18 protein-coding genes and 3 pseudogenes are annotated in these 22370 nt (G+C 57.8%); 5 read left to right on the top strand and 16 right to left on the bottom strand.

Annotation, left to right across the window (positions count from 1 at the left end; all coding sequences use genetic code 11):
* Nucleotides 1-186: 186 nt before the first annotated feature.
* From SD70_RS11425 to SD70_RS11370, 12 genes and pseudogenes are all read right to left on the bottom strand, one after another.
* Nucleotides 187-879 carry a methyltransferase domain-containing protein gene (locus SD70_RS11425; protein ID WP_331436768.1) on the bottom strand — a complete coding sequence of 231 codons (693 nt, stop codon included), beginning with the start codon at nucleotides 877-879 and terminating at the stop codon, nucleotides 187-189.
* A 14-nt stretch (nucleotides 880-893) separates the two neighbouring features.
* Nucleotides 894-2132 (bottom strand): type III polyketide synthase, encoded by a 1239-nt coding sequence (locus SD70_RS11420; RefSeq protein WP_052487307.1) that lies wholly within the window; start codon nucleotides 2130-2132, stop codon nucleotides 894-896.
* A gap of 184 nt (nucleotides 2133-2316) precedes the next feature.
* Complete coding sequence (locus tag SD70_RS35965; RefSeq protein ID WP_052487306.1) at nucleotides 2317-4086, bottom strand: copper amine oxidase N-terminal domain-containing protein; 1770 nt, start codon at nucleotides 4084-4086, stop codon at nucleotides 2317-2319.
* Nucleotides 4087-4347: 261 nt separating this feature from the next.
* Nucleotides 4348-4716, bottom strand: coding sequence for an STAS domain-containing protein (locus SD70_RS11410; RefSeq protein ID WP_041047680.1), 369 nt, complete (start codon nucleotides 4714-4716; stop codon nucleotides 4348-4350).
* On the bottom strand, nucleotides 4694-5158 hold the full coding sequence (locus SD70_RS33180) for an ATP-binding protein (RefSeq protein WP_052487305.1): 465 nt from the start codon (nucleotides 5156-5158) through the stop codon (nucleotides 4694-4696). The genes SD70_RS11410 and SD70_RS33180 overlap by 23 nt, the downstream gene beginning before the upstream one ends.
* A 15-nt stretch (nucleotides 5159-5173) precedes the next feature.
* Nucleotides 5174-6187, bottom strand: a complete 1014-nt coding sequence (locus SD70_RS11400) for a SpoIIE family protein phosphatase (protein ID WP_156157984.1) — start codon at nucleotides 6185-6187, stop codon at nucleotides 5174-5176.
* Nucleotides 6115-6846, bottom strand: a complete 732-nt coding sequence (locus tag SD70_RS11395) for a hypothetical protein (RefSeq protein WP_041047678.1) — start codon at nucleotides 6844-6846, stop codon at nucleotides 6115-6117. The genes SD70_RS11400 and SD70_RS11395 overlap by 73 nt, the downstream gene beginning before the upstream one ends.
* Complete coding sequence (locus SD70_RS11390; protein WP_156157983.1) at nucleotides 6839-7939, bottom strand: PP2C family protein-serine/threonine phosphatase; 1101 nt, start codon at nucleotides 7937-7939, stop codon at nucleotides 6839-6841. The genes SD70_RS11395 and SD70_RS11390 overlap by 8 nt, the downstream gene beginning before the upstream one ends.
* The gene (locus tag SD70_RS11385; RefSeq protein WP_156157982.1) at nucleotides 7837-8427 is read right to left on the bottom strand and encodes a hypothetical protein; all 591 of its coding nucleotides are present in this window, start codon (nucleotides 8425-8427) and stop codon (nucleotides 7837-7839) included. Before SD70_RS11385 ends, SD70_RS11390 begins: the two co-directional genes overlap by 103 nt.
* Nucleotides 8428-8432: 5 nt before the next feature.
* A complete protein-coding gene (locus SD70_RS11380) occupies nucleotides 8433-10223 on the bottom strand; it encodes an AfsR/SARP family transcriptional regulator (RefSeq protein WP_041047675.1) in 1791 nt (596 codons plus the stop codon).
* A gap of 357 nt (nucleotides 10224-10580) precedes the next feature.
* Nucleotides 10581-12400, bottom strand: a pseudogene (locus SD70_RS11375) (ABC transporter ATP-binding protein).
* 43 nt (nucleotides 12401-12443) lie between these two features.
* Nucleotides 12444-14293 (bottom strand): annotated as a pseudogene (locus SD70_RS11370) (ABC transporter ATP-binding protein).
* A 260-nt stretch (nucleotides 14294-14553) separates the two neighbouring features.
* Between SD70_RS11370 and SD70_RS11365 the strand changes: the two are divergent.
* Complete coding sequence (locus tag SD70_RS11365) at nucleotides 14554-14889, top strand: YmaF family protein (protein WP_041047674.1); 336 nt, start codon at nucleotides 14554-14556, stop codon at nucleotides 14887-14889.
* A 107-nt stretch (nucleotides 14890-14996) separates the two neighbouring features.
* Entirely contained in the window at nucleotides 14997-16178 is a 1182-nt protein-coding gene (locus tag SD70_RS11360; protein WP_041047673.1) for a MalY/PatB family protein, read from the top strand.
* Nucleotides 16179-17437: 1259 nt separating this feature from the next.
* On the opposite strand, the pseudogene SD70_RS37920 reads toward SD70_RS11360, so the two are convergent.
* A pseudogene (locus SD70_RS37920) lies at nucleotides 17438-17560 on the bottom strand (NADPH-dependent oxidoreductase); the annotation flags it as partial.
* A 269-nt stretch (nucleotides 17561-17829) separates the two neighbouring features.
* Nucleotides 17830-18333 carry an SRPBCC family protein gene (locus tag SD70_RS11355; protein WP_041047705.1) on the bottom strand — a complete coding sequence of 168 codons (504 nt, stop codon included), beginning with the start codon at nucleotides 18331-18333 and terminating at the stop codon, nucleotides 17830-17832.
* Nucleotides 18334-18574: 241 nt separating this feature from the next.
* Here SD70_RS11355 and uxaC point away from each other — a divergent pair, with 241 nt between their 5' ends.
* Nucleotides 18575-19987, top strand: a complete 1413-nt coding sequence (gene uxaC / locus SD70_RS11350) for a glucuronate isomerase (RefSeq protein WP_041047672.1) — start codon at nucleotides 18575-18577, stop codon at nucleotides 19985-19987.
* 104 nt (nucleotides 19988-20091) lie between these two features.
* On the opposite strand, the gene SD70_RS35960 is transcribed toward uxaC, so the two are convergent.
* Together SD70_RS35960 and SD70_RS11340 are read right to left on the bottom strand one after the other, a co-directional pair.
* Nucleotides 20092-20313: a hypothetical protein gene (locus tag SD70_RS35960; RefSeq protein WP_156157981.1), complete on the bottom strand. Its 222-nt coding sequence runs from the start codon at nucleotides 20311-20313 to the stop codon at nucleotides 20092-20094.
* 169 nt (nucleotides 20314-20482) lie between these two features.
* Complete coding sequence (locus SD70_RS11340; protein WP_041047670.1) at nucleotides 20483-20989, bottom strand: CYTH domain-containing protein; 507 nt, start codon at nucleotides 20987-20989, stop codon at nucleotides 20483-20485.
* 177 nt (nucleotides 20990-21166) lie between these two features.
* Between SD70_RS11340 and SD70_RS11335 the strand changes: the two genes are divergently transcribed.
* On the top strand, nucleotides 21167-22018 hold the full coding sequence (locus tag SD70_RS11335) for a hypothetical protein (protein ID WP_041047669.1): 852 nt from the start codon (nucleotides 21167-21169) through the stop codon (nucleotides 22016-22018).
* Entirely contained in the window at nucleotides 21991-22344 is a 354-nt protein-coding gene (locus tag SD70_RS11330) for a hypothetical protein (RefSeq protein WP_041047668.1), read from the top strand. Before SD70_RS11335 ends, SD70_RS11330 begins: the two co-directional genes overlap by 28 nt.
* Nucleotides 22345-22370: the final 26 nt, after the last annotated feature.

The following is a 22370-nucleotide window of genomic DNA, read 5'->3' as shown; positions in this document are numbered from 1 at the left end:
CTCCGGCGACAAAAACTCCCCGCACACTTTGTGGCGCGGGAACGTGTCGCGGTCGGCCGCGAGCACGCGCCACCCGCGCCGGCCAGCGCCGCCGCGAACGCCGCCCCGGGCGACGCCGGCGCCGAGCACGGCCGCGTCATAATCGCATTCCATCGCTATCCGCCCCTTCCTTACGACGCTGCAACGTCACCGCGTACCGGAACAAGGGCCGCCAAGCGTAGCGCAGCGTAACGCAGTCTTGCAGCTGCGCGGCGAGCATGTCCCAGTCGCCGCCGCGAAAGCCGCGCGCACGGACAGCGGACCGTCGTGGCGGATGTAACGGTTAGGCGAAAGCCTGGTGACGAGCCATACGGCAGCGTACGCCAGCCAGTGGCGATGAATGTCGGCCAGCACGACTCCGAGCCGCGAAGCCGCGGCCATTCGCCTCACAGCCGCGGGCAGCTCTTCCCCCATAAAATGATGCGCGAACTGCGAGGCGGTGACGATATCCGCGCTGTCCGCCGCCAGCTCGAACAAGCTCCCTTGCCGCACTTCCACCCGCGGTTCGTCTGCGAAGCTGGCCCGCGCAGCGGCGCATGCTTCGGCCGCTACATCGACCAGCACAAGCCGCAACCCGATTCCGTTCGCATCCGCCCACCGCAGCAAGCGCCGATTTATGCCGCCGGATCCCGCCCCGATGTCAAGCACGGTCAGCTCGCTCGGCCGGCCGCATTCCCTCCATAGCCGGTCGACCCCGTATACCGCCGGACCGGCGGCGGCGAACAGACGGTTAAGCAAATGCAGATGGCGGTGCGCCTGAAGCAGCTCCTCGCCTCCGCGCGCCAAGTCGTCCATCAGCTCCATCGTTTCGTCGCGCCGGCGCAAATCGCGTCGGTCCATCCGGCAACCTCCTCTTATATCGGCATCGCGGCGTCTTGCGCGATATAGCGAAACGCCAGCAGCTCGGCGGTCAAGCCGGGACCGAAGGCAAGGGCGACGCCGCAGCCGCTTGCTTCCCCGCCTCCGCCGCGGCCTTGTCCGCCGCGCTCGGCATCGCTTTCCGCTTCGGCTGCACGGCGCAGCTCGTCCAGCACGAACAAAATTGTCGCCGACGATACGTTGCCGACGTTGCGCAGCGCAGCCCGGCTTGGCGCGAGCTGCCGCTCCGACAAGCCGTAAAGCCGCTGCAGCGCATCCAATATGCCGCGCCCGCCCGGATGAATCGCCCACAGCTCCGGCTCTTGCAGCGGCAGGCCGGCCGTCAGCCTGGCCAATTCCTCCGGCACAAGCTTGACAAGAAGCTCCGGAATGCGGGGCGACAAAAACAGCTCATATCCGTGATCTCCAATATGCCATGTCATCTCCTCGGCCCCCTCCTCCAGCAGCACGGAGCGGTACCGCCCGAGCGCAAACAAGCCGCGTCCGACTCTCGGACCCGCGTACGCAGCCTCATGCGAACCCGCAGCCGCACTCTTCGGCGAACCCGCAGCCACTCCCGGCCTGCCGACGACGCAAGCCGCCGCGCCGTCGCCGAATATTGCCGCAGCCAACATTTCGTTGCGCCCGGTACCGGTCTGCACATGCAGCGTGCACAGCTCCACGCATACGACCAGCACTTTCGCTCCAAGCTCCTGTTCAGCTATACCGGAAGCGATGCCAACCGCTTTGAGCCCGGCGGCGCAGCCGGCGAAACTGAGCGGCAGCCGCTGCACGTCGCGCCGCAAGCCGAGATGGCGCACCAGCTCGGCGTCAAGTCCGGGCAAATATAAGCCTGTGCAGCTGACCGCGAACAAATGCGTAATGTGTTCCGCCTTGGCGCCGGCCTCTTGCAGCGCCCGACTGGCCGCCGCTAACGCCAGCGGCAAAGCATGCTCCCGGTATGCCGCTCCCCGCTCCCCGGTCGAAGGCGACGAGCGGGCGGAGCCGGCCAAATACCGGCTTCCCTCTGGCGCCGTTTCGAGCTCCGCTCGCACGTGTAGCGCGTCTCGACGCCGCACTGCCGGAACACGCGGCGCGCAGTTTGGCCGCTTCCGCCGTTGTCCGGACAAGGCGTGGGCAAAGCGCTCCGCCGCATCCTCTTGGCGGATACGATGAGGCGGGAGTGCCGTTCCGATACCTAGAATTGCGCTGCTGCCGCCATATCCGTACGTCATGCCGTTCCTCCTTCGTCCAAAGACGCTAATTGTGGCGTTGATGTTCCTTTCATATGTATGAGCAAAACAGACAAGCTAGTACGCGCATAACTGCCGGTTGGCTTTGCCGCCGGCGGCATTTGCCAAACGAAAAAAGATCGTCCGGCTACAGTTCCTGTTGCCGGACGATCCATTTTACCTAAAGCTACTCGTGCGCAAAAGCAAAATAGTACTTGAAGCCTGCCGCATCCGACCAATAAAATTCCAGGTTTCCGTATTTGTCAAATGTGGCCTCTCCGCCGTTCCAGGCTTCGAGCGCTCCCGTGAACATGATCGAGTTGCCCGAAATCGTGTAAGGGTAAGTTTCGCCCTTGTCTGTTGTATATGTGCCGTCCGCGTTGACCGTGAAGGAGCTCGCCACGTTCGTGCCGTACCACTTGCCGAGGAAACGCGAGTCCCCGCTTTTCGCCGGCTGCGAATCGGCGGGTTGCGGTTGCGGTTGCTGCTGCGACGGCTGAGCGCCTTGATCGGGTTGAGAACCGGTTGCGGACGAGCCCCCTTGCCCTTTTACCGTAATCGATCGCGTTGCGTTGTCATACGACACTTCCTGATTCAGGTTTTCGCTTACAAAGCGCACCGGGACAAGCGTATTTCCGTCAATAATCGTCGCGGGAACGAGCATCTGGACCGTCTGTCCGTTAACACTCGCCGTTACTTTATCGATCCACAAATAAACGACGCTGCCGTGCAGCGTTAACGATATTTTCCGCTCGCTGTTATTCCACTCCACGCTTGCCCCCAAAGCTTCCGCTATAAATCGCAGCGGCACCATCGTGCTCCCGTTCAACAAAGTGGGGGCCACTTCCAGGTTGCGGACTTGCCCGTTGACCTTGGCAGTCTTATTATCCAGCTGCATGACAATTTCCGCGGCAGGAGCGGCCGGCTGCGATGCGGGCTTCTGCTGTTGTTCCGGCTTTTGCTCCTGCGGCTGCGGCGATGGCGTCTGCTGCGACGGCGCCGGGGCAGTCGTTGTCCCCGTCGCTGTCCCTTTCGCTTTTCCATATTTCCAAATGAAGCTGTCCCAGATGATGATGTCGCCGTTTTCCGGTTTATCCGATTTGCCGACCTTAAACTCTTTTCCCGTTTGGCTGTCTTTCATGATGATCGGATAGTCGGTTGCCCCGGTTTTCTTCCAAATGCCCCTGCCTTCATCGATGCTTCCGGTATACTCGTAAGTCCCGTCCGCATTCAGCTTCAGCGTGCCGGCCGATGCGCCGGCAGAGGTGGTTATGGTTGTCGTATTGGCAGCCAAATTATCCGTCGTATAAGACGTGCCCGGAACGTACATGTCAAAAGTATTTATAAACAAACCGATCTCGGAGTCCGCTCTCGTTTGCTGAGCCGGCTGCGGCTGTACGGGCGTTTGCTGCTCTGGCGGCTGCTCTGGCGGCTGCTGTGTTGGCTGCTGCGTTGGCTGCTGTGTTGGCTGCTGCTGCACGGGCGTTTGCTGCTGCGGCGAGTTCGCATTTTCCAGCACGTAAGAGAAAAACACTTTGCTCGGCGTAAAACGGTCAATGCGGATTTTCGCAAATTTTCCGTCGTGCAGCACGATTAAATAAACGTTATTGTTCTTGATCTTCGCCTCTGTGTCGCTCCCCATCAAAGCGTCGGTATCCGTAGCGCTTTCCAGCGCTTCGTCCAGCTGATAAACCATCCTGGCCCCGAAATCGCCGTACTGCGTAATAACAAAATCGACATCGGGGTCCTTCTTCTTTGCACTCAGCTTCATGTCCGAAAGAATGAAGCCGCCTTGGCTCAATTCATTTTTGTACATAAGAATCTCGTCAAGCGGAGGATCGTAAACTCCGGTTTTCACTGCGCTCCAATTGACGATGCTGGCGGCATATGACGGCAAACTGACGATAGTGGACATGAGTCCGGCCAACAGGAACAAACTGATCGCTTTCTTTAACATAGTGGCATTCCTCCGCGTCTTTTTTTACTGCGTCAGGAGTGGACGGCGTAAGCCGTTTATCCTAACTTGATAACGCTCATGATCCGCACGAACGGCCCGCCATTGTCAGAACGGTACAAAAATCATCCCGCATCCCTCCGTACGCTGCATGATCCGACCATGCGGTTGACTACATTATAGTAAAGGCATCTTACAAACGACTTACAGTTCGCAGACAAAAAAAACAGACCTGACGAAATCGTTCGTTCAGGTCTGCAAGCTTTAAGATGAAGCCAGCGATTCGATGCGCTGCCGGATCGCGTATTCGTCCGGGTAAATCATCATGTACTCCGTCAGGCCTACCATCAGAAACAGCTTCTGGTAATGCGGCGTTAGCCCGTAGGCGAAAGTCTGGTAACCGGCCTTGGCCGTCGACCGGACAAGCCGGATCAGCAGCGCGATTCCGAGACTGTTGATATAAGGGACGTTCGTAAAATTGTAGATGAGGTAGCCTTTCCCCGGCTGCGGCGGTTCTTCCCACGAACGCAAACAGAACATCGGGTCCTGTGCTTCCTTGGATAAATCGCCGAACATATCGATCACGATTGCGTTGCCGGCATCCCGGACTTCAGCGCGAAACTGGCTTTCCATTAGCTTCGGCTCCCCTCTGCTTGCTAAATTCGATTTCGATATAAAACTTGCCTTCGCTCCGGCCGCACGCCCACCGGTCCGCCAAAGCGCCGATCAAAAACAGCCCCCAGCCCCTCGCGACTTCCCGGCCGGTTACCCGTTCCGCCGGCTGCAAATGACCGGGACATGCCGCAAATCCTTCCCCTTCATCGAAAATTTGAAACAAATATTTGCGCTCGTCAGCCGTCATGCGAACTTGAACGGTGAGGCTTTCTTCGAGCCGGTTTCCGTGTTCGAACGCATTCAGGCACGCTTCAGCCACCGCGGTCAGCATGTTGTCCGAGCGTTCGAAAGCCGGGTCTGCCCGCTTGACGTAGGCTTCGATTTCCGCCAAAACCTTCTTTTCGCATCCGTACTCGCTAGGCAGCACCCATTCGGCTGAGAACGGAAAACCGGCTTCCATGGCACAGTCCACCTTTTACCAAGTTTTTACATTATCCACATTATACCGATCCCCACTTACAGTTTCCTTACAAACCGCTTCCTCTCTGCCGTGAAAGCGAACACATACAACGGTTCGGTCATCGCCGGAAGAATCCGCATGCATCTCAGGCAGCCGGTCGGTCAATATCCGGAGCTGCCGCTCAAGCGGCACCGTCCCGTCCAGCCCGCGAAGCAGTTGTTCCCACCGTTCGAAACCAAACATCCGGTCTTGCTCGTCCCAGGCTTCGATGATGCCATCCGTGTACAGGACCCATGCATCTCCGGGCTGTAAAGCGTATGCCGTTCCGCGATACTGCCGGTCCGGATCCATACCGAGCGGCAGCGAAGATACCGGCAGCGCTTGAAGCTCCCCTTCCCTAAGCAAATACGGAGCCATATGTCCGGCGCTCGCATAGTCCACCGTACGCTCCTTCATGTCGAACACGGCCAGTCCCATCGTAACGAAGAGCTCGCCTTGCAGCGTCTCGTAGAGCGATCGGTTCACGCGCGTCATCACTTCTTCGCTGCTGCCGCCCTTCAGCATTTCCGTTCTCCATAAAACCATGACGGCGGACATGAGCAAGGCGGCCGGCATCCCCTTGCCGGTCACATCGCCGATCGCGATCGCGAGCCGGCTGCTTCCAAACGCCAGGCAATCGTAAAAATCGCCCCCGACCTCGCGGCATTGCCGGCACATGGAGGCGACTTCCAGCCCTTCGACCGCCGGCTCCTTTTGCGGCAATAGCTTTTGCTGAATGTTATACGCCAGTCTCATTCGCTTATCAAGCTCGTCATATTCGCGGTAAACGGACGCCTGCAGCTCGTTGAACGCCCCTGTCAGCTGCCCGAGCTCATCCCTCGACGTTACCGGAATCGTTTCATGCATCCGGCTGCGGTCAGCCTGCAGCAAGGAGCCGATGCTGCCGGTCAATACGTTCAGATCGCGCCGGAACTGCCATAGCGGCATACAAAAAATAACGATAACGAATGCGCAGTACGTTCCCGACAAACCGAGAAACGCGCCCGGAGCGAGCGGCCATTCCCGATCACCGAGCTTATGCCGTATTGCGTTATTTGCGCGGCGGCAATGAAGAAGCAGCTGACGAATGTAAGGATCAGTGCGGACAAGATGGACGACGTTCCGCCGGATTCTGGTTCCGCTATTTGCAGCTGGAGGCAGTACGGCCGGAGCACGCCGCGTATGGCGCTAAAGAGCATGATGGCGAGCGTCGCCGCGATTCCCATCTCGGACAGCAGCTGCCCCCCGACTGCAAGCAGCACGTCCAATTCCTTAATCGCTGTTTCGTCATGCCAGAGAGCAAGCGCATGATACAGGATCGATAACAGAAATGCGAGAACAAGCATGCCTCCGAATATTTCGAACGGAAATTTTTGCATTCGTGCAAACGCATCCCGGCTGGAGACGGCACGATCACCGCGAAAATAGCGGAGAGCAACGTTCATCCGCCGGTAAGTTACGCCAAGCAGCAGCAAGAGGAAGACCAGGTCGCCCGCCAAAACGGCCTTCAAATGGAATGCCCACAAACCGCCGAGATCCCATTGATACTGGACCAGATTGTTTATGGTCAGAAGCAAAGTGCCTATTAACAAAGCAAGGCTGTAAACGGCGGCAAAACGGAGCATGACGGTTCCGGGACGCTTATGCACTTCGCTCTTCCCTCCAGTGGGCCGACAAAAACGCCATGTCCGGGTTATCGCCGCCACGCCCGCCGACTTCCAAAGCGATGAGCCTCTGCCATTGATGGAACGGCCTGTCCGCATGTGCCGCCATCCTGGCGGCCAAATCCGGAACATGGCGATAATCCGGGGGGAGGGAGCAGAGCAGCAACCGGCAGCCTTTTGCCAATGGAGCGATACTTTCCGTGTACTCGGCGTCGGGAACTTCGGATAGCGGAGGACCGCCGGCCGAACGAAGGCTTTGCCGGAGCCCGCCATGCACAACAACCGCCTGGACTGCGCCTGCTGAGGCGAATGCCAGAGCGTTCTCCCGGGTATTGATGAGACCGATGCCCATGCACACTTTGGGATCGTCTTTGCCAAGCATTTCGGACAGCTTGCGGTTTAACGAAGTTAACAGCCGGGCCGGCTCGGCGCTCTCGCGGGCATGCGCCCGAAACAGCGTCAAAACGGCGGACATCACCAAAGCGGCCGGCATCCCGTTTCCGTTCACGGTTCCCGCCATCACCAGCAAGTTTCCTTGCTCCGTCCGGGCAATATCGAACAGCCCGCCTCCGACTTCCGCGCTCAAGGCGCGCGCCGCCGAAATTTGCCACGCCCCGTCCTCAAGCGTATCGGTGTTCAGCAGCTTTTGTTGCACGCTGAGGGCCAGCTTCAAATCTTTATTCCACTGCTCGTACTCTTTTTCATAGCGCCCTTGCAGCGCGTTGAATACGGAAACCAGCTCCCCGGTTTCGTACCTGGAGACGATCGGGATGCGGACGAACTCGGCGTTTCGTTTCCGGTTCGCCAGTGTGCGGAATCTCCCGATTATCCGCTGCAGGTCCAGCAAATAGAAGCGGGATAACAAAGTAAACACGGTCAACCCTGCAGCGAACGAAACGATAGCGATGGCAAAAACGACGGTCATGTGCAAAGAACGGCCGCCCAAAATGCTGTTCAGCACGTACCAGAGCGACCTTAACGCCGCGTATCCGAGCGTGATGACGAACGTAAGGGCCATCGGCTTGGCAATGGAAGTAAACCGGTATCCTTCGGCTCGGGTAATGCCGAGCTGCCGCACCGGTTTGCGCAGCAGCAGCGTATGACGCTGTAATGGATAAAAGCGATAGCCGCGAAGCTCGTTGTCGCGAATACGGTTCGTTTGACGTGCCCCAGCATTTGCAGGACGCTGAACGCAAACGGTTCGACCGTCGCGTACATAATGACGTAAAAAACTTGCGTCGCTGCCGTTCCGAAAATAAAAACGCACCAAAACACCACGGAAGGAAAATCCATCAGGCGCATCCACAGTTTCAACCGCAGCTCCGCCGACCTCTTCTGTTCATTCGCTGCCGGTTGCGCAAACCAATTGCGGGTAATCAGCTGCAAGACGGCAATCAGGATCGAGTAACCGGCCAGAACTCCCGCGAAGCTCCACCATACTTCGTTCCACGCATATCTGCTGATGAAAATGTTGGACAGCAGCATGCCGACAGACGTAAGAAGACCCAGACCAACATAGATGCCGAACAGCCGAAGCTTCAGACGGGATGGCAATCCCGATTCCAAGGCAATCACCCCGATAAAATCGTTCTTGTTTCTTCCGAAGGGACGGTGCCAAGCTCCTGCAGGCACAGCTCCGTCAGCTTGCCGTACCAGCGTTCCGCCTCCTTTTTCCGACCCGACCGCATCAGCAGCTTCATCATCGCCTGATAAGCCTCTTCCTGATAAGGTCTCAGCTCGATCCATTCGCGGTAATGCCGCTCCGCCTGATCGGTTGCCCCCGACATTTCTGCCGCTTTTCCCAATTTGCCGAGAAGGACCGTTTGTTTTTCAAGCAAAACTTCGCGCTGCTCCTCAAGCCAATCCAAGTAAGGCAGCTCCGGCAACAGTTCGCCGTACAAGCCGCCCGCTTGCGCATACAGTTCGACGGAGAGGTCCTGATCCTGCATCCACAGCTGTTCGGCAACCCGATTCAAGGCGACATATTGCTCCACATCGACGTATTCGATCATCGCATCGTTAAGCCGCACCTGATCGTCCTTGATCATGACGGCGTTTTCCGCATGCAGGGCGCTTTGCAGCGTTTTTTTCAGCTGATGCACGATGACATACAGATGATTGGCTGCCCGTTCCGGCTCATCGCCTGGCAGCATGAGCTCGATTATCCGTTCTTTGCTCGCGGCATAGTTAGGCTGCAAAAGCAAAAAGAGGAACAGCTCCTTCGCTTTCCTTCGTCCCCATGGAATCCCCTCCGCCTGCACGCCTTTGCCGACCAGCCGCAAGCCTCCAAAACAATGAACTCTCCATGGTCCGCGGGCATTCGCGGCCGGAGCGCCCAAATCTTGCGGCGCCGGGACCGCGGCTTCTGTCCGCTCGTTCCGCGCAGCAGGCTGCATGTAAGCGAATTGCAGCAGGCTGCCGATCGCCGCCGCTTCCTGCAATGCCTCTCTCTTTTCCGCTTCTTTCCCCTTTAACGAGGTGTACCCTTCGGATAACGCCATCCGTATGTCATACTGCAGCTCCCAATCGGAAGGAAACTGCTCCTGAAGCCGGTACAGGCGGTGTCTTTCCTCAAACTCCGGATCCACGGCGGAAAGACGCAAAGCCCGAACGAGCGCCAGCTCCGCTTCGGCGCGAAGCCGATAAGGCAGCTGAAGGGCAGGCAGCTCCAGCAGCAGCGAAGCGGCTTCCCCCCAGGCTTCCCTCTGCTCCAGCTTGAGCGCTTCAGCCAGCTGCACATAAGGGATAAGCTTGCGCTCGGCGGCGGACGTTTGCCGCAGATGCATCTCCACCATTAGCTTGAAAGCGGAATCGCTGTCCTTCTGCTTCCTTTCGTACAGGAGCAGCTCGATCGCCAAATCGGCGCTTTGTTCGAGCCGTCCGTCCCTGATATAAGCGTCGAACGCCGCTCGCAATAGCGCTTTCGCTTCGGCTGACCCGTGAAGAAGCCAAGCGGCTCTGCCCAATGCGTAAGGAACCTCTCCTTCCACCGGCTCTTGCTCGGTTCTGGCGTACTCCTCCCGGAGAAATCGGAGCAGCGTTTCCGCAGGCTGCAGCTCCCCCGTCCTGAGCAAAATATCGACCCACAACGCCATAGAGGAAAGCAAGGGGCGGCGAAACGTTTGTGCGGTAAATTGCTTGACCGCCTTCGCCAAGGCTGACTTTGCTTCAATGAGACGCCCTTGCCGGAAGCAGCGCTCTCCATAAGCGCGGAGCAGAAGCGGCGACTCCTGAAGCGACGGCATCACCAGGCCGAGAAGCTCCTCCTCCGGCGTACGTCCCTGCAGCATCTCGTTTTCAAGCCACATGACAGCCTGGTTCATCCGCCCCGTTCGAATCCATTCCTGGAGCTGCCCGTACAACCTTGCTCACCGTCCCCGAGCCGACATTTTTCATTACATTGTATTTCTCCATTAGTCATATATTCCCTCCACCTTAGGCCATAAGTTGCAGAAAAAATTGCACCTTGTCCCCACTCGCTCCGCGCAGCAAAAAAAAGCTGTCGCCCCGGCATGGGTGACAGCTTGTATTTGCTCAACCAGTGGCGATTAGCCGCCGCCAAACCGGCGCACATGCAGACCGGTCGGCAGCACCGCTAACGTTTCACATAACGAACACGAGCGGAGCGCAAGAAGCGATGCGCTCCGGCGGCATAGCCGGATTCGCGGCGCAAATGATGACGCAACCGGCGCCGGTGAGCCCCTGACTCAGGCCGTTCGTCACGTGGCTCCTTCCGCATTTTTGAACTGATTCATGAACATGCGCGCATATTTGCCTTCGCCGGCGATAAGCTCCTCGTGGCTGCCCCGCTCCGCGACCGTGCCGCGCTCGATGACCATAATCGTATCCGCGTCGCGGATCGTATTGAGCCGGTGGGCGATGACGAAGGTGGTGCGGCCTTGCATGATGAGCTTCAGCGCATCCTGAATGTGCAGCTCCGTGCGCGTGTCGATGCTGCTAGTCGCTTCGTCGAGAATGAGAATGGCCGGCTTCGCCAGAATGACTCTGGCGATGGCGAGCAGCTGGCGGTGGCCTTGGCTCAAATTGCCGCCGTTTTCCGCCAGCTCCGTGTCGTACTGCTGCGGCAAGCGGCGGATGAACGCGTCGGCGTTGGCCATTTTCGCCGCTTCGACCACTTCCTCGTCGCTGGCGTCCGGCTTGCCGTACTTGATATTGTCTTTAACCGTGCCGGAGAACAAATACGTATCCTGCAGCACGATGCCGAAGCAGCGTCGCAAGCTGTCCCGCGTATAGTCGCGGATGTCGCGGCCGTCGATCAGAATGCGGCCTTCGGTCACGTCGTAAAACCGCGTCAGCAAGTTCACGATCGTTGTCTTGCCCGCTCCGGTCGGGCCGACGAGAGCCGTGCTGCTGCCCGGTTCGGCGGCGAAGCTGAGCCTTTCACGATCGGCACGTCGGGCCTGTAGCCGAAGCTGACGTTTTCGAAGACGACGCGCCCTCGCGGCTCGCGCAGCGGTACGGCTTGCGGCGGATCGGCGGGCTCCTCCGCTTCGTCCAGCACTTCGAACACCCGCTCTGCGCCGGCAACCCCCGATTGGAATATGTTAAAAATGTTCGCCAGCTCGTTCAGCGGCCGCACGAACTGCCGCGAGTAGCTGAGAAAGCTGGCGATGACGCCGACGGTGATCGTTCCTTTGACCGCCAGCACGCCGCCGACGATCGCCACCGCAGCGAAGCCCACATTGTTAATGACGGCCAGCAGCGGCATCATGAAGCCTGACCAGATTTGCGCTTTCACCCCGACCTCGTACAGCTGCTCGTTCGCTTCCTCGAACTCGCTGGTCGCCTTGTCCTCGTGGTTGAACGCCTTCACGATCTCGATGCCGGAAATCGTCTCTTCGATGTGCCCGTTCAGCTTGCCGAGCTGGGCTTGCTGGTTTTTGAACAGGACGCTCGTCTTTCTCGTAATCGTGCGCGCCAGCCCGTAGACGAGCGGCACCGTAATGAGGCTGGCCAGCGTCAGCAGCGGGCTGAGGACGATCATCATGACGAGCGAGCCGGCGATGGCGACAAAGCCGGACATGAGCTGCGTCGTCGACTGCGAAATCGTGGTGCTGACATTATCGATGTCGTTCGAGAGGCGGCTCATAATTTCGCCGTGCCGGCGCGTATCGAAAAAGGCGACAGGCAGCTTCTGCAGCTTGGCGAACAAAGCTCTGCGCAGAACCAGCACGACGCGCTGCGCCACTCCGGCCATAAGCCATGCCTGCAAAAAAGTCAGGAAGCCATCCGATACGTAAGCGGCGAGCAGCGCGATCACGGACAGCCGCAGCGCTTGCCAATCGACGGAACCGCCCGCCCCGGACATGGCGTCTACGGCGACACCGATCAAATACGGACCGGCGAGCGTGATGCCGGCATCGAGCAAAATCAAGATGAAGATGATGGAGAGCAGGCGGCGCTCTTTGCCCAAGTACCGCCACAGCCGCAGCACCGTGCCCGCAAAATCGGCCGGCTTCACTACCGGCGCGCCGCGGCCGCGCATGCCGCCGAAGCCGCCGGGGCGCATCGCGTTCATCAGCGCAGCCGCTTCCTGCGGCGAACCCGCCGCTCCCGGCCGTTCAGACCGTTCTCGGGACGGAGACATGAGCCTGCACCTCCTTGCCGATTTGCGAGCGGTATATTTCCTGGTACACCCGGCAGCTGTGCAGCAGCGATTCATGCGTGCCGGAGCCGACGAGCTCCCCTTGGTCGAGTACGAGTATATGATCTGCATCCATAACCGACGTAATGCGCTGAGCGATGAGCAGGCAAGTGAGATGCTGTGCGTATGTGCGCAGCGACTCCTTGATGCGCGCTTCCGTGGCGACGTCCACGGCGCTGGTGCAGTCGTCGAGAATGAGAATTTGCGGTTTGCGGACCAGAGCCCTCGCAATCGACAGGCGCTGCTTCTGGCCGCCGGACAAATTGACCCCGCCTTGGCCGAGCTGCGTATCATAGCCTTCCGGGAGCGCCGATACGAAATCGTGCGCTGCTGCCAGCTTCGCCGCCCATTCGATCTCTTCCTGTGTCGCATCCTCCTTGCCCCAGCGAATGTTGTCTCCCACCGTGCCGGAAAACAATACGCTTCGCTGCGGCACATAGGCGATCAGCTCGCGCAGCTCCTTTACGTCGTAGCGGCCGACGTCGACTCCTCCAACCTTGATCGTGCCGCTGTCCGCCTCGTAAAAACGGGGGATGAGGCTGACGAGCGTGCTTTTCCCCGCGCCCGTCGAGCCGATGATGCCGACGGTTTGGCCGGGCGCGCAGCGGAAGCTGATGCCGCGCAGCACAGGCGGCCCGGCCGTCCCCGCATAAGCGAACGCGACACCTTCGAATTCGACGCTGCAGCCTTCCTGTCCGCGGCCGGCACCGTGGGCGGCGCCCGGCTCGGAGCCCCGGGCCGGCAACGCGGGCGCGTCCGACCCATTGCCGCTTGGCGCAGCTACCGGTACGCTCCCCGGGCTGACGAAGCTTCCGGAGCTTCCGGAGCTTGGCGCGGCGAACACTTCGCCGATGCGCGCCGCCGATGCGCGAGCCCGGATAAACATGTTGAACACCATCGAAATCGTCATAAACGCGAACAAAATTTGCGTCATGTAGTTGACGAAGGCGATGATGTGGCCGACCTGCATGGAGCCGCTGCCGACGCGCAGCCCGCCGAACCAGACGACCGCAACGACGCCGAGATTGACCGTCAGCATCATGCCGGGATTGAATACGGCGATCCTGCGCGCGGCAACCGTCGCTCTGTGGCGGTATTCCCGGTTCACGGCGTCGAATTTGTCCGCTTCGTAGTCGAACCGGTTGAACGCCTTCACGACCCGGACGCCGGACAAATATTCGCGGATAACCCCGTTCACCCGGTCGAGCGCCCGCTGCACCTTGGTGAAAAACGGGATGCCGATGCGAATGTTGAACGCGATCAGCAAGGCGACGACCGGCACGACGACGGTAAACACGACGGACAGCTGCGGATCGAGGCGGACCGCCATAATCAAGCTGCCGATTCACAGCAGCGGCGCCTTGACGAACACGCGCATCATGCCGTTGGCGAAGTTTTGCACCTGCGTCACGTCGTTGGTGATGCGAATGACGAGCGACGCTTTATCGAACCGGTCGAGCGTCGTAAAGTCGAACGACTGTATGTGGCGGAACAGATCGTTTCTGAGCTCGGTGCCGAACCGCTGCGACACGCGGCTTGCCACAATGTTTCTGCCTGCGGCGCCGATTGCCCCGAAGCCCGTAACGAGCAGCATGACGCCTCCCATGCGGAGCACATAATCGAGCTTTCCGGCAGCAACGCCGACGCGATGATTTTGGCCATTACCGCAGGCTGCGTCAAATCGGCGATCGCCTCCACCGTCAAAAAGGCGAGCGCGAGCAGGAACATTTTCCAATACGTTCGCACGTATTTGCGAAAATAGCGCATGGCGCTTCCCTCCGTTTCGCTATCGTACTGACCAATATGTTACTCCCGTGCGAAGCAAAAGTCACTCTATTTATTTAGCGAATCAAACTATTAGGCGCTTGAAGCCGGCCGGCATCATGAAATAGGCGTTAAGCAGGAGGTGTAACGGTGAGCGTTATGCCGGGTGTCTCACAGCCAGCTTAACGCCTAGGCATTCGCACAGGCAAAAGCCGCCCAGCCGAATACGATACTAACAAATCGCATAGGCAGGTGTCGATACAGTGAGCATTTCGAAAGACGACTTCGTCTCCGGGTTCGTGCCCGGCCATAATCACGGCTCCGTAGATTATACGTCCATCTCGCACGGTCATATTCACCAGTGCCTGGACATTACGTCCCCCCCGATCATGACCCCCGACGGCGGCCATATTCATTATACGGAAGGTTACGTCATGTTCGAGGACGGCCACCATCACCATTACAAAGCGTATTCGAGCCCGGCGATCCCGGTCGGCAACGGCATGCACGTCCATTATTACGATTTTGAAACGACGACGGACGCCGGGCACAGCCACCATGTCAAAGGCGTCGATATGCCGGCGCCGGGAACGAAATAACGCCATGCCCGCTGCCCGCTCCCGCTTCGGGGCGATTCGGCCGCAATCGCTGCCGGAAACCGTATCGTGTATAATAAAGGAAAAACGATTCGCGGAGGGATTCCGGCATGAAATACGATTTTGACGAGTACGTGGACCGCTCGGGCGGAGACGGCATCAAGTGGGAGCGTGCAGACGCCGTTTTTGGCGGCGACGATTTGATTCCGCTGTGGGTCGCGGACATGGACTTCCGCGGCCCGCAGCCGGTCGTCGACGCCTTGAAGCGGCGGGCGGAGCAAGGCATTTACGGCTACACGTGGCGGCCGGATTCGCTGTTCGAGGCGATATGCGGCTGGCTGGAGCGCCGCCACCGGTGGAAGATCGACAAAGAATGGATATGCTGGTCGCCCGGCGTCATACCGGCGTTGATCGCATGCGTCGAGACGTTTACGCAGCCGGGGGACCGGATCCTCATTCAGCCGCCGGTATATCCCCCGTTCTTCAAAGTCGTCAAGGAGCACGGGCGCGAGCTCGTGCAAAGCCCGCTGCGCTACGCAAACGGACGGTACGAAATCGATTTCGACGATTTTGCGGACAAGCTGAAACAGTCCGGCGCCAAACTGTTCATCCTGTGCAATCCGCACAACCCGGTCGGACGGGTGTGGACGCGCAGCGAGCTGGAGCGGCTGGAAGCGATATGCGCCGAGCACGGCACGATTATCGTCTCCGACGAAATTCACGCCGATCTCGTGTATGAGCCGAACCGGCATATCCCGTTCGCAGCGCTGTCGGAGCGGGCGGCAAGCCGGACCGTCGTCTGCCTGGCGCCGAGCAAGACGTTCAATATGGCCGGCTTGCAAGCAGCTTATATCGTCATTCCGGATAAAGCGCTGCGGGAAAGCTTCAACAAAGCGATTGTAGATGCCCATCATTCGTCCAGCAACGTGTTTGCCGTAACCGCCTCGCGCAGCGCTTACTCGGAAGGGGACGAATGGCTCGACCAGTGTTTGGCCTATATTCGCGCCAATATCGACTATGCAAGGAGCTTTTTGGCGGAGCATGTGCCGGAGATCATGCCCGCCGACCCGGAAGGCACGTACTTGCTATGGCTAGACTGCCGGGGGCTCGGCTTGGGTGCGGAGGAACTGAAGAAGTTCATGATTCGGGAGGCGAAGGTGGCTCTTAACGAGGGGATCAGCTTCGGCGAGGAAGGCACCGGATTCATGCGCATGAACACCGCGTGCCGGAGAGCGACACTGGAAGAGGCGCTGCGGCGCATTGCCGGCGCGGTTCGGGCGCGGCGGGCGTAGGCCGCCGCTTGTGAGGTGTCACGGCTGTGGCGGAGCAGCGTCCGCGTGGGCCACACCGCGCGTGATGGCGGACAGCGCGCGCTGCCCGCGGCTTCTGCGACGGGCTGCGGCGGCAACGTCCGCTGACGCCGCGTCGCACGCGAGGCGCCGCCCCGCATCCCGCGGCGACTGCAGCCCGCTTCATGGCGGCGGAACAAAACCGGACTGCATGTTTAATCGCTCGCCTGCCATGACTCATAACGGGTGAACGATGCCATTTTGGCAATAAGGCCCAAGTTTTCCCCGAATTCGTACCGCCATCCCGAACAAGCGTTGCCGACTGCTGTAATAAAGACCATATTCGCAAAATAGAGACTTCACGGGCGTTGATTTTGAGCCAAAATGGAAAAATCGGCCGTCAGCGACCCAAAGGTCGTTCCATGCGAATTTTCGTCGCAAATCATGGAACAACCGGTCTTTGTGGGTTCATTCCGTCAAATCGGCGGCTAATAGCGCCTCGAGTGACGTTGTATAGCGAACCGAATACTCAAAAACATGGGTACGTACTTCAAGTTGACAGGTTTCGTTCATTTCAGCGTTCCAGTTCTTTCAACAGAACAACTCTGTCTGTCGCAAGTAAAGTTTCTAACGGAACCAATTCGATGAGGAGCGACCCTCAAGTTTTGCGCTGCAGCAACACTCGCTTCGTAAGCCGGGAAGCTTTTCATGGCTGGTCAGAAAGCATTTTATCTCACTTTAGCGCTTTAACGAATTTAAACACTCGGAAGACGCAGTTTCATTTCGTTGCAGCTAGAGAGTCGCCTCCGATTCATCGCAGTTCAATGAAAGCACAGGCAAACCGGGGTTGGCTGCTTCATTATAATTGCTTGATTTGAGAGTAGCATCCGATTCATCGCAGTTTCAAGCAAAGCACAAGCAGACCAGTGGTGGCTGCATCGTTAAAATTGCTTGATAAGAGTGTCTCCTCCGATTCATCGCAGTGCAAGCAAAGCACAGGCTAACCGATGATGGCTGCACGGTAAAAATCCTGATTAGAGAGTCGCATCCGATTCATCGCAGTGCAAGCAAGGACGTAGGCTGACCGGTGATGGCTGCATCGTAATAACTGTTTTGGCGGTCGCAGCGGCATCTGTCCCATGGGAGCCTGCTCCAGTTGTACAGATCTTGACATCCGGCTTGTTACGCCGGACTGACATGCCAAGAAGCTCTCCCACCGACCGGAAGAGCTTGTTGCGAGAAATATAACGAACCGTAACTTGTTAGCCCCGTAAAGATTTTAATGCGGTAGACCAGCTAATCACTTGATTCAGCATATCGTTCACATGCGAAGTGTGTAATGTGGCAGGCTTAAAAGTCGTATAATTCTCAAAGTCTGTAAATATTCAACGTCCTTCGTCCAATCGTGTTGGGGAGCAACGACTGCAACATCAGTCGAATCACGATATAACCGCATCCCCTTCCTCCCGACCATGGCAACTTTCCTTGCCAGCAAGGGCATAAGGTCAAAAAACTTCAGGTTATTTAAGATAGGGCTCAGCGGCTGTATTAAAACGGCAAGTTTTCCAGCAATAGGGCATCCAAATTGGATGCCCTATGAACATGTTCTACCGCAATCAACCTCGTTGATGAGAAATCGACTCTTTCAAGACCTCTAACGGTTTGCCAAATATTCTTCGAGCTGATCGAAGGTTCCTCCAAAGCCCTCCTGCATTGATTCGAACATACCTTCAAAAAAGCTTCTCTCTTCCTCAGTTGCGTTGATCGGTCCGCTGCGCAATGTCATTGTGGTAATACCGTTATTTTCGCTAAAGGTTACCGCATTGCGTATTTCCAGCGGGATCAAATCGCTAAATGGAGCCCGGACAATGTTGCCCGCCTCATCTGAAAAGCTGTTGACCCAGACAATCTTTTCGAAAGCTTCGATTTCCAGATACACAAATTTACCCCACATTTGATTACCATCGGGAGATTGCATGTTGTAGTGGAAAAATCCGCCCGGACGGAAATCCAATTGCGCGACACTTATTTCAAATCCTTTCGGTCCCCACCATCGCTTCAGATGTTCGACCTCGGACCATGCTTTGAATACAAGCTCGCGCGACGCATGGAGTACACGTGTTATGACTAACTCCTTGCCTTCCGATTTCACTGTCAAATCCATCCCTCCATATCTCAATTTAAACCTCTGATTTAAATATACTTCAATTGGAATATTCCCGTCAAGGAATGTTATAGCGGAACGCAACGGTTATTTAAACCGCCTCTTCCGCATTGGCGGCGAAAATTGTTCACGTGAACATTTTATCGTTGTAATTGCCCCGGCTTCGGAGTAACATTAGAGCTGGAAGGTCAATGTTCACGTGAACAATTCTTCAAGCAAAGGTGGAATGCCCCGCATGAAGCGCTTTATGGACGACAATTTTTTGCTCAAGAACGATACGGCCGTCAAGCTGTACCACGATTACGCCAAGCAAATGCCGATCATCGATTACCACTGCCACTTGAGCCCGCAAGAAATTTACGACAACATCCGCTTTCCGAATTTGACTGCGGCGTGGCTGTACGGCGATCACTACAAATGGAGGGTGATGCGCGCTGCCGGCTGCAAGGAGGAGCTCGTTACCGGCGGTGAAAGCGTTACCGACTACGACCGCTTCCTGGCCTACGCGAAAACGGTGCCGCAAACGATCGGTAATCCGCTGTACCACTGGTCGCACCTCGAGCTGCAACGTTTTTTCGGCGTGGACCTCCTGATCAACGAGAAAAACGCTCCAGTTATCTGGGAGAACGTGAACGCGCAACTGAACGGGCCTGGCTTCGCCGCCCGCGACCTGATCACGAAATCGAACGTGCGCGTCGTGTGCACGACGGACGATCCGACGGACTCTTTGGAATATCATATCAAAATCAAGCAATTGCTGGACTTCGACTGCGACGTGCTGCCGTCGTTCCGCCCGGACAAAGGGCTCGAAATTAACCGCGCCACGTTCCTGCCGTGGATCGCGAAGCTGGGCGAAGTGTTCGGCCGGCCGATCGCTACATACGACGACCTGCTCGCTGCGCTCGAAACGCGCGTCGACTTTTTCCATTCCGTCGGCGGCCGCGTATCCGACCATGCGCTCGACTATGTCGCCTACGCCGATACGACGAAGGACGAGGCGGCGGCGATTTTCGCCAAGGCTTTGCAAGGCGGCGGCATCAGCCTGGAGGAAGAGAAGAAGTACAAAACGTACACGCTCGTCTTCCTCGGCAAGCTGTACGCCGCACGCGGCTGGGCGATGCAGTTCCATATCAACGCGCACCGCAACAACAACAGCCGCATGTTCGCGAAGATCGGCCCGGACACCGGCTTCGACTCGATGAACGACACCCTCGTCGCCCAGCCGCTCGTGCGCCTGCTGGACGCTCTGGACCGCGAAGACACGCTCGCCAAAACGATTTTGTACTCGCTCAACCCGCGCGACAACGACGTCATCGCCACGATCATCGGCAGCTTCCAGGGCGGAGGCGTACCGGGCAAAATCCAGTTCGGCTCGGCATGGTGGTTCAACGATACGAAAGACGGCATGATCGATCAGATGAAAAAACTGGCCAATATCGGCCTGCTCAGCCGCTTCGTCGGCATGCTGACGGACTCCCGCAGCTTCCTCTCCTACACGCGCCACGAATATTTCCGCCGCATTCTCTGCAACATGATCGGCGAATGGGTGGAGGACGGCGAAGCGCCGAACGATATGGAGCTGCTCGGCGGCATCGTGCAGGACATTTCGTTCAATAACGCGAACGTATACTTCGGCTTCGGAAAATGAACACTGCCGCTTGGCAAAAAGCGCAGCATATGAAGCCGCGAATGCATCAAAGAATAAAGGAACTCTGTTCCGCTATCCAGGCATACGAGGGCGAATTTTACACGTTAGAGGAACACAGTTCCGCTATCGGCGGCAATTTGTTTGCTCATACCCGATTTCACGCTGTTTTGCGGGCAAATAACGGAATCGCGTTCCGCTAAAATTGGGAAATAACGGGAAATGACGTGGTTAACGGAACATAGTTCCGTTAACCGTTTTTTGCAGCCATGCGCGCGGCTCAAATGCCGTGCCGAGCGGCTGCTGGGCGACTGCAGGGCGACTGCCATGCGCCTAATACACCGGCAGCCAGCCTGTTCTGCCATGCAGCCAATTGCCGCGCCGCGGTTCCAGCCGCCGCCAATAGAAACGGCTCCATCCGCAAGCAAATCTTGCGGATGGAGCCGTTTTGCTCCTTCATGAAAGTATCCGTTACGGTAGATGGCCGGCGTAAGCCGGTTATCCTTGGGCAAACGTTGGCGTCTGCAGCTTCAGCCACAGCGTCTTGTTGCGGAACTCCTCCTCCGCGCCGAGCTCGCGCCCGAACCAGGCAGGCGGCTGAAACGCCCGGGCCGCATCCTCGTCCGTAAATTCGACCTCGACGACGGCGAGCTGTACCTGCTTGTACTCGTCGATTTCGCAGCGCAGGCCGCCCGACTCAACCGTCGTCCGCACTTTTTCCAGCGGCACGGCGTTCAGGCGCCGCAGCAGCTGCTCGTAAATGTCTTCCGAAATCGCGTATTCGATCTCTTCGCGCGACATGCCGTGCCCGGCCTTGAACGTGTGCGTAAAACGCACAGCGCCGTCCGGGGCGACGATTTTGCGGATGCGCAGTTCCTGATCCCCGGCATAGGCGAGATAGGTTTGATACATATATTCGCGGCTGACGAACGTGACGTCCTGCCTCTTCAGCACGTCGTCCGCTGCGGCGGAAAGCAAATATTTGCGCTCGATTTCCCTGCTCACGACGGACCGTCCCTCCTTACTTGCGTATCGCACATTCAGCTTACCACGGATCGGACAAGGAGGCCAGCGGAAACGCCAGCGGCAACCCGGGCAAAATTCGCTATAGACCTCCGTCCGCCACCCGTTGTATGATGATCTCGGCATATAGCAAGTACGCGGAAAAGAGGCGCAACTTAGATGATATCGAAAGACATCAAACGGCTTCTGCTCATGAACGCTTCCTGCAACATCATATTCAACTATATCGGCATTTTCGTCAATTTGTACTTATGGGAAAAAAACAAAAGCATTTTCGATGTGACGCTGTTCAATCTCGTGCTGTTTCTTTCCTGGTCGTGCTGTTTTATCGCCGGGGCGCGCCTCATCTCCCTGTTTTCCAACCGGATGCTGATCCGGTCGGTAGCCGTATGCGGTGCGCTGACCTTCGCCCTGCTGTCGTTTTTGCAGCTCGACAACCGGGCGCTGTGGATCGCGATTATCGCGATACCGGTAGGAGCGATGTGGGGCTTCTATGCATCGACGCAAAATTTAACGCTGTGCCTGATCGGCAAAGGCCGCGATTTCGAAGGCTACTTCTCGTACTCGAGCATCATCGGCCAAGTCGTTTCGATCGTCAATCCGATCGTGTTCGCGCTCGTCATTCAATGGATCGGCTACGGCGGCTCGTTTCTGCTCATGTTCGTGTTCGTCGCCATTTTGCTGACCGTTTCGTTCTTCATCCCGCGCATTTCGTTCGAAGGGGTGCCGGAGCCGATGTTTGAGCGCATGTCGTTCCGCGAAGTGTTCGTTACCCCGGCGCTGCGCTGGATGGTGCCTTCTTGCCTGGCGGCCGGCGTTTTCTTGCAGTTTCAAGGCTTGTTCGCCCTGCTGTTCACGTTCTCCGTGTCGCAGGAGAAGCTTGTGATCGCCTTGCTGAACGTGCTGTACGCCTTGTCCTCCATCGCCGCGATGGCAATTTACCGCCGGCTTACGCTCCGTCCGGCGTCTGGCTCAGCCTCGGTATGGCTTCGATCGCGGTCGGCTTTCTGATCGCTTTGCTGCGCCTGGCACCGTTCCTCGTCTTGTCCAACATCTTGACGACCGTCGGCATGTTCTATTTCGGCACGGTATGGAACACGCGGCAATTCGCCATCATCAGCAGCTTCTCCGCCATCCGGCAAGCACGCATATTCGTCTGGCGGGAATGCCTCCTCAACGTATCCAGAATAACGCTACTCGTGCTCGTGCTGCCGCTGAAGGAACTGAGCGGAGGCTGGTTCGTGACGCTTCTCGTCCTCGCTCTCGCATGCTCAGCCACGATTCCGTATTTTTCGGCGCGAGGCACGGCATCGTTCGAACGAAACATATCGGCTTAAAAAAACGAGGAGTCCCGAGCGGCGGC

The organism is Gordoniibacillus kamchatkensis, from assembly GCF_000829455.1.
Classification (GTDB): domain Bacteria; phylum Bacillota; class Bacilli; order Paenibacillales; family NBRC-103111; genus Gordoniibacillus; species Gordoniibacillus kamchatkensis.
Note: the sequence above shows the minus strand (reverse complement) of the source record. Positions and strands in the feature narration are given on the sequence as shown.

Excerpts from the sequence above, each read along its gene's own strand:
- SD70_RS11425 (WP_331436768.1), bottom strand. The coding sequence starts at position 879 with ATGGACCGACGCGATTTGCGCCGGCGCGACGAAACGATGGAGCTGATG.
- SD70_RS11420 (WP_052487307.1), bottom strand. The coding sequence starts at position 2,132 with ATGACGTACGGATATGGCGGCAGCAGCGCAATTCTAGGTATCGGAACG.
- SD70_RS35965 (WP_052487306.1), bottom strand. The coding sequence starts at position 4,086 with ATGTTAAAGAAAGCGATCAGTTTGTTCCTGTTGGCCGGACTCATGTCC.
- SD70_RS11410 (WP_041047680.1), bottom strand. The coding sequence starts at position 4,716 with ATGGAAAGCCAGTTTCGCGCTGAAGTCCGGGATGCCGGCAACGCAATC.
- SD70_RS33180 (WP_052487305.1), bottom strand. The coding sequence starts at position 5,158 with ATGGAAGCCGGTTTTCCGTTCTCAGCCGAATGGGTGCTGCCTAGCGAG.
- SD70_RS11360 (WP_041047673.1), top strand. The coding sequence starts at position 14,997 with ATGAAATACGATTTTGACGAGTACGTGGACCGCTCGGGCGGAGACGGC.
- uxaC (WP_041047672.1), top strand. The coding sequence starts at position 18,575 with ATGAAGCGCTTTATGGACGACAATTTTTTGCTCAAGAACGATACGGCC.
- SD70_RS35960 (WP_156157981.1), bottom strand. The coding sequence starts at position 20,313 with ATGGCAGTCGCCCTGCAGTCGCCCAGCAGCCGCTCGGCACGGCATTTG.
- SD70_RS11335 (WP_041047669.1), top strand. The coding sequence starts at position 21,167 with ATGATATCGAAAGACATCAAACGGCTTCTGCTCATGAACGCTTCCTGC.
- SD70_RS11330 (WP_041047668.1), top strand. The coding sequence starts at position 21,991 with ATGGCTTCGATCGCGGTCGGCTTTCTGATCGCTTTGCTGCGCCTGGCA.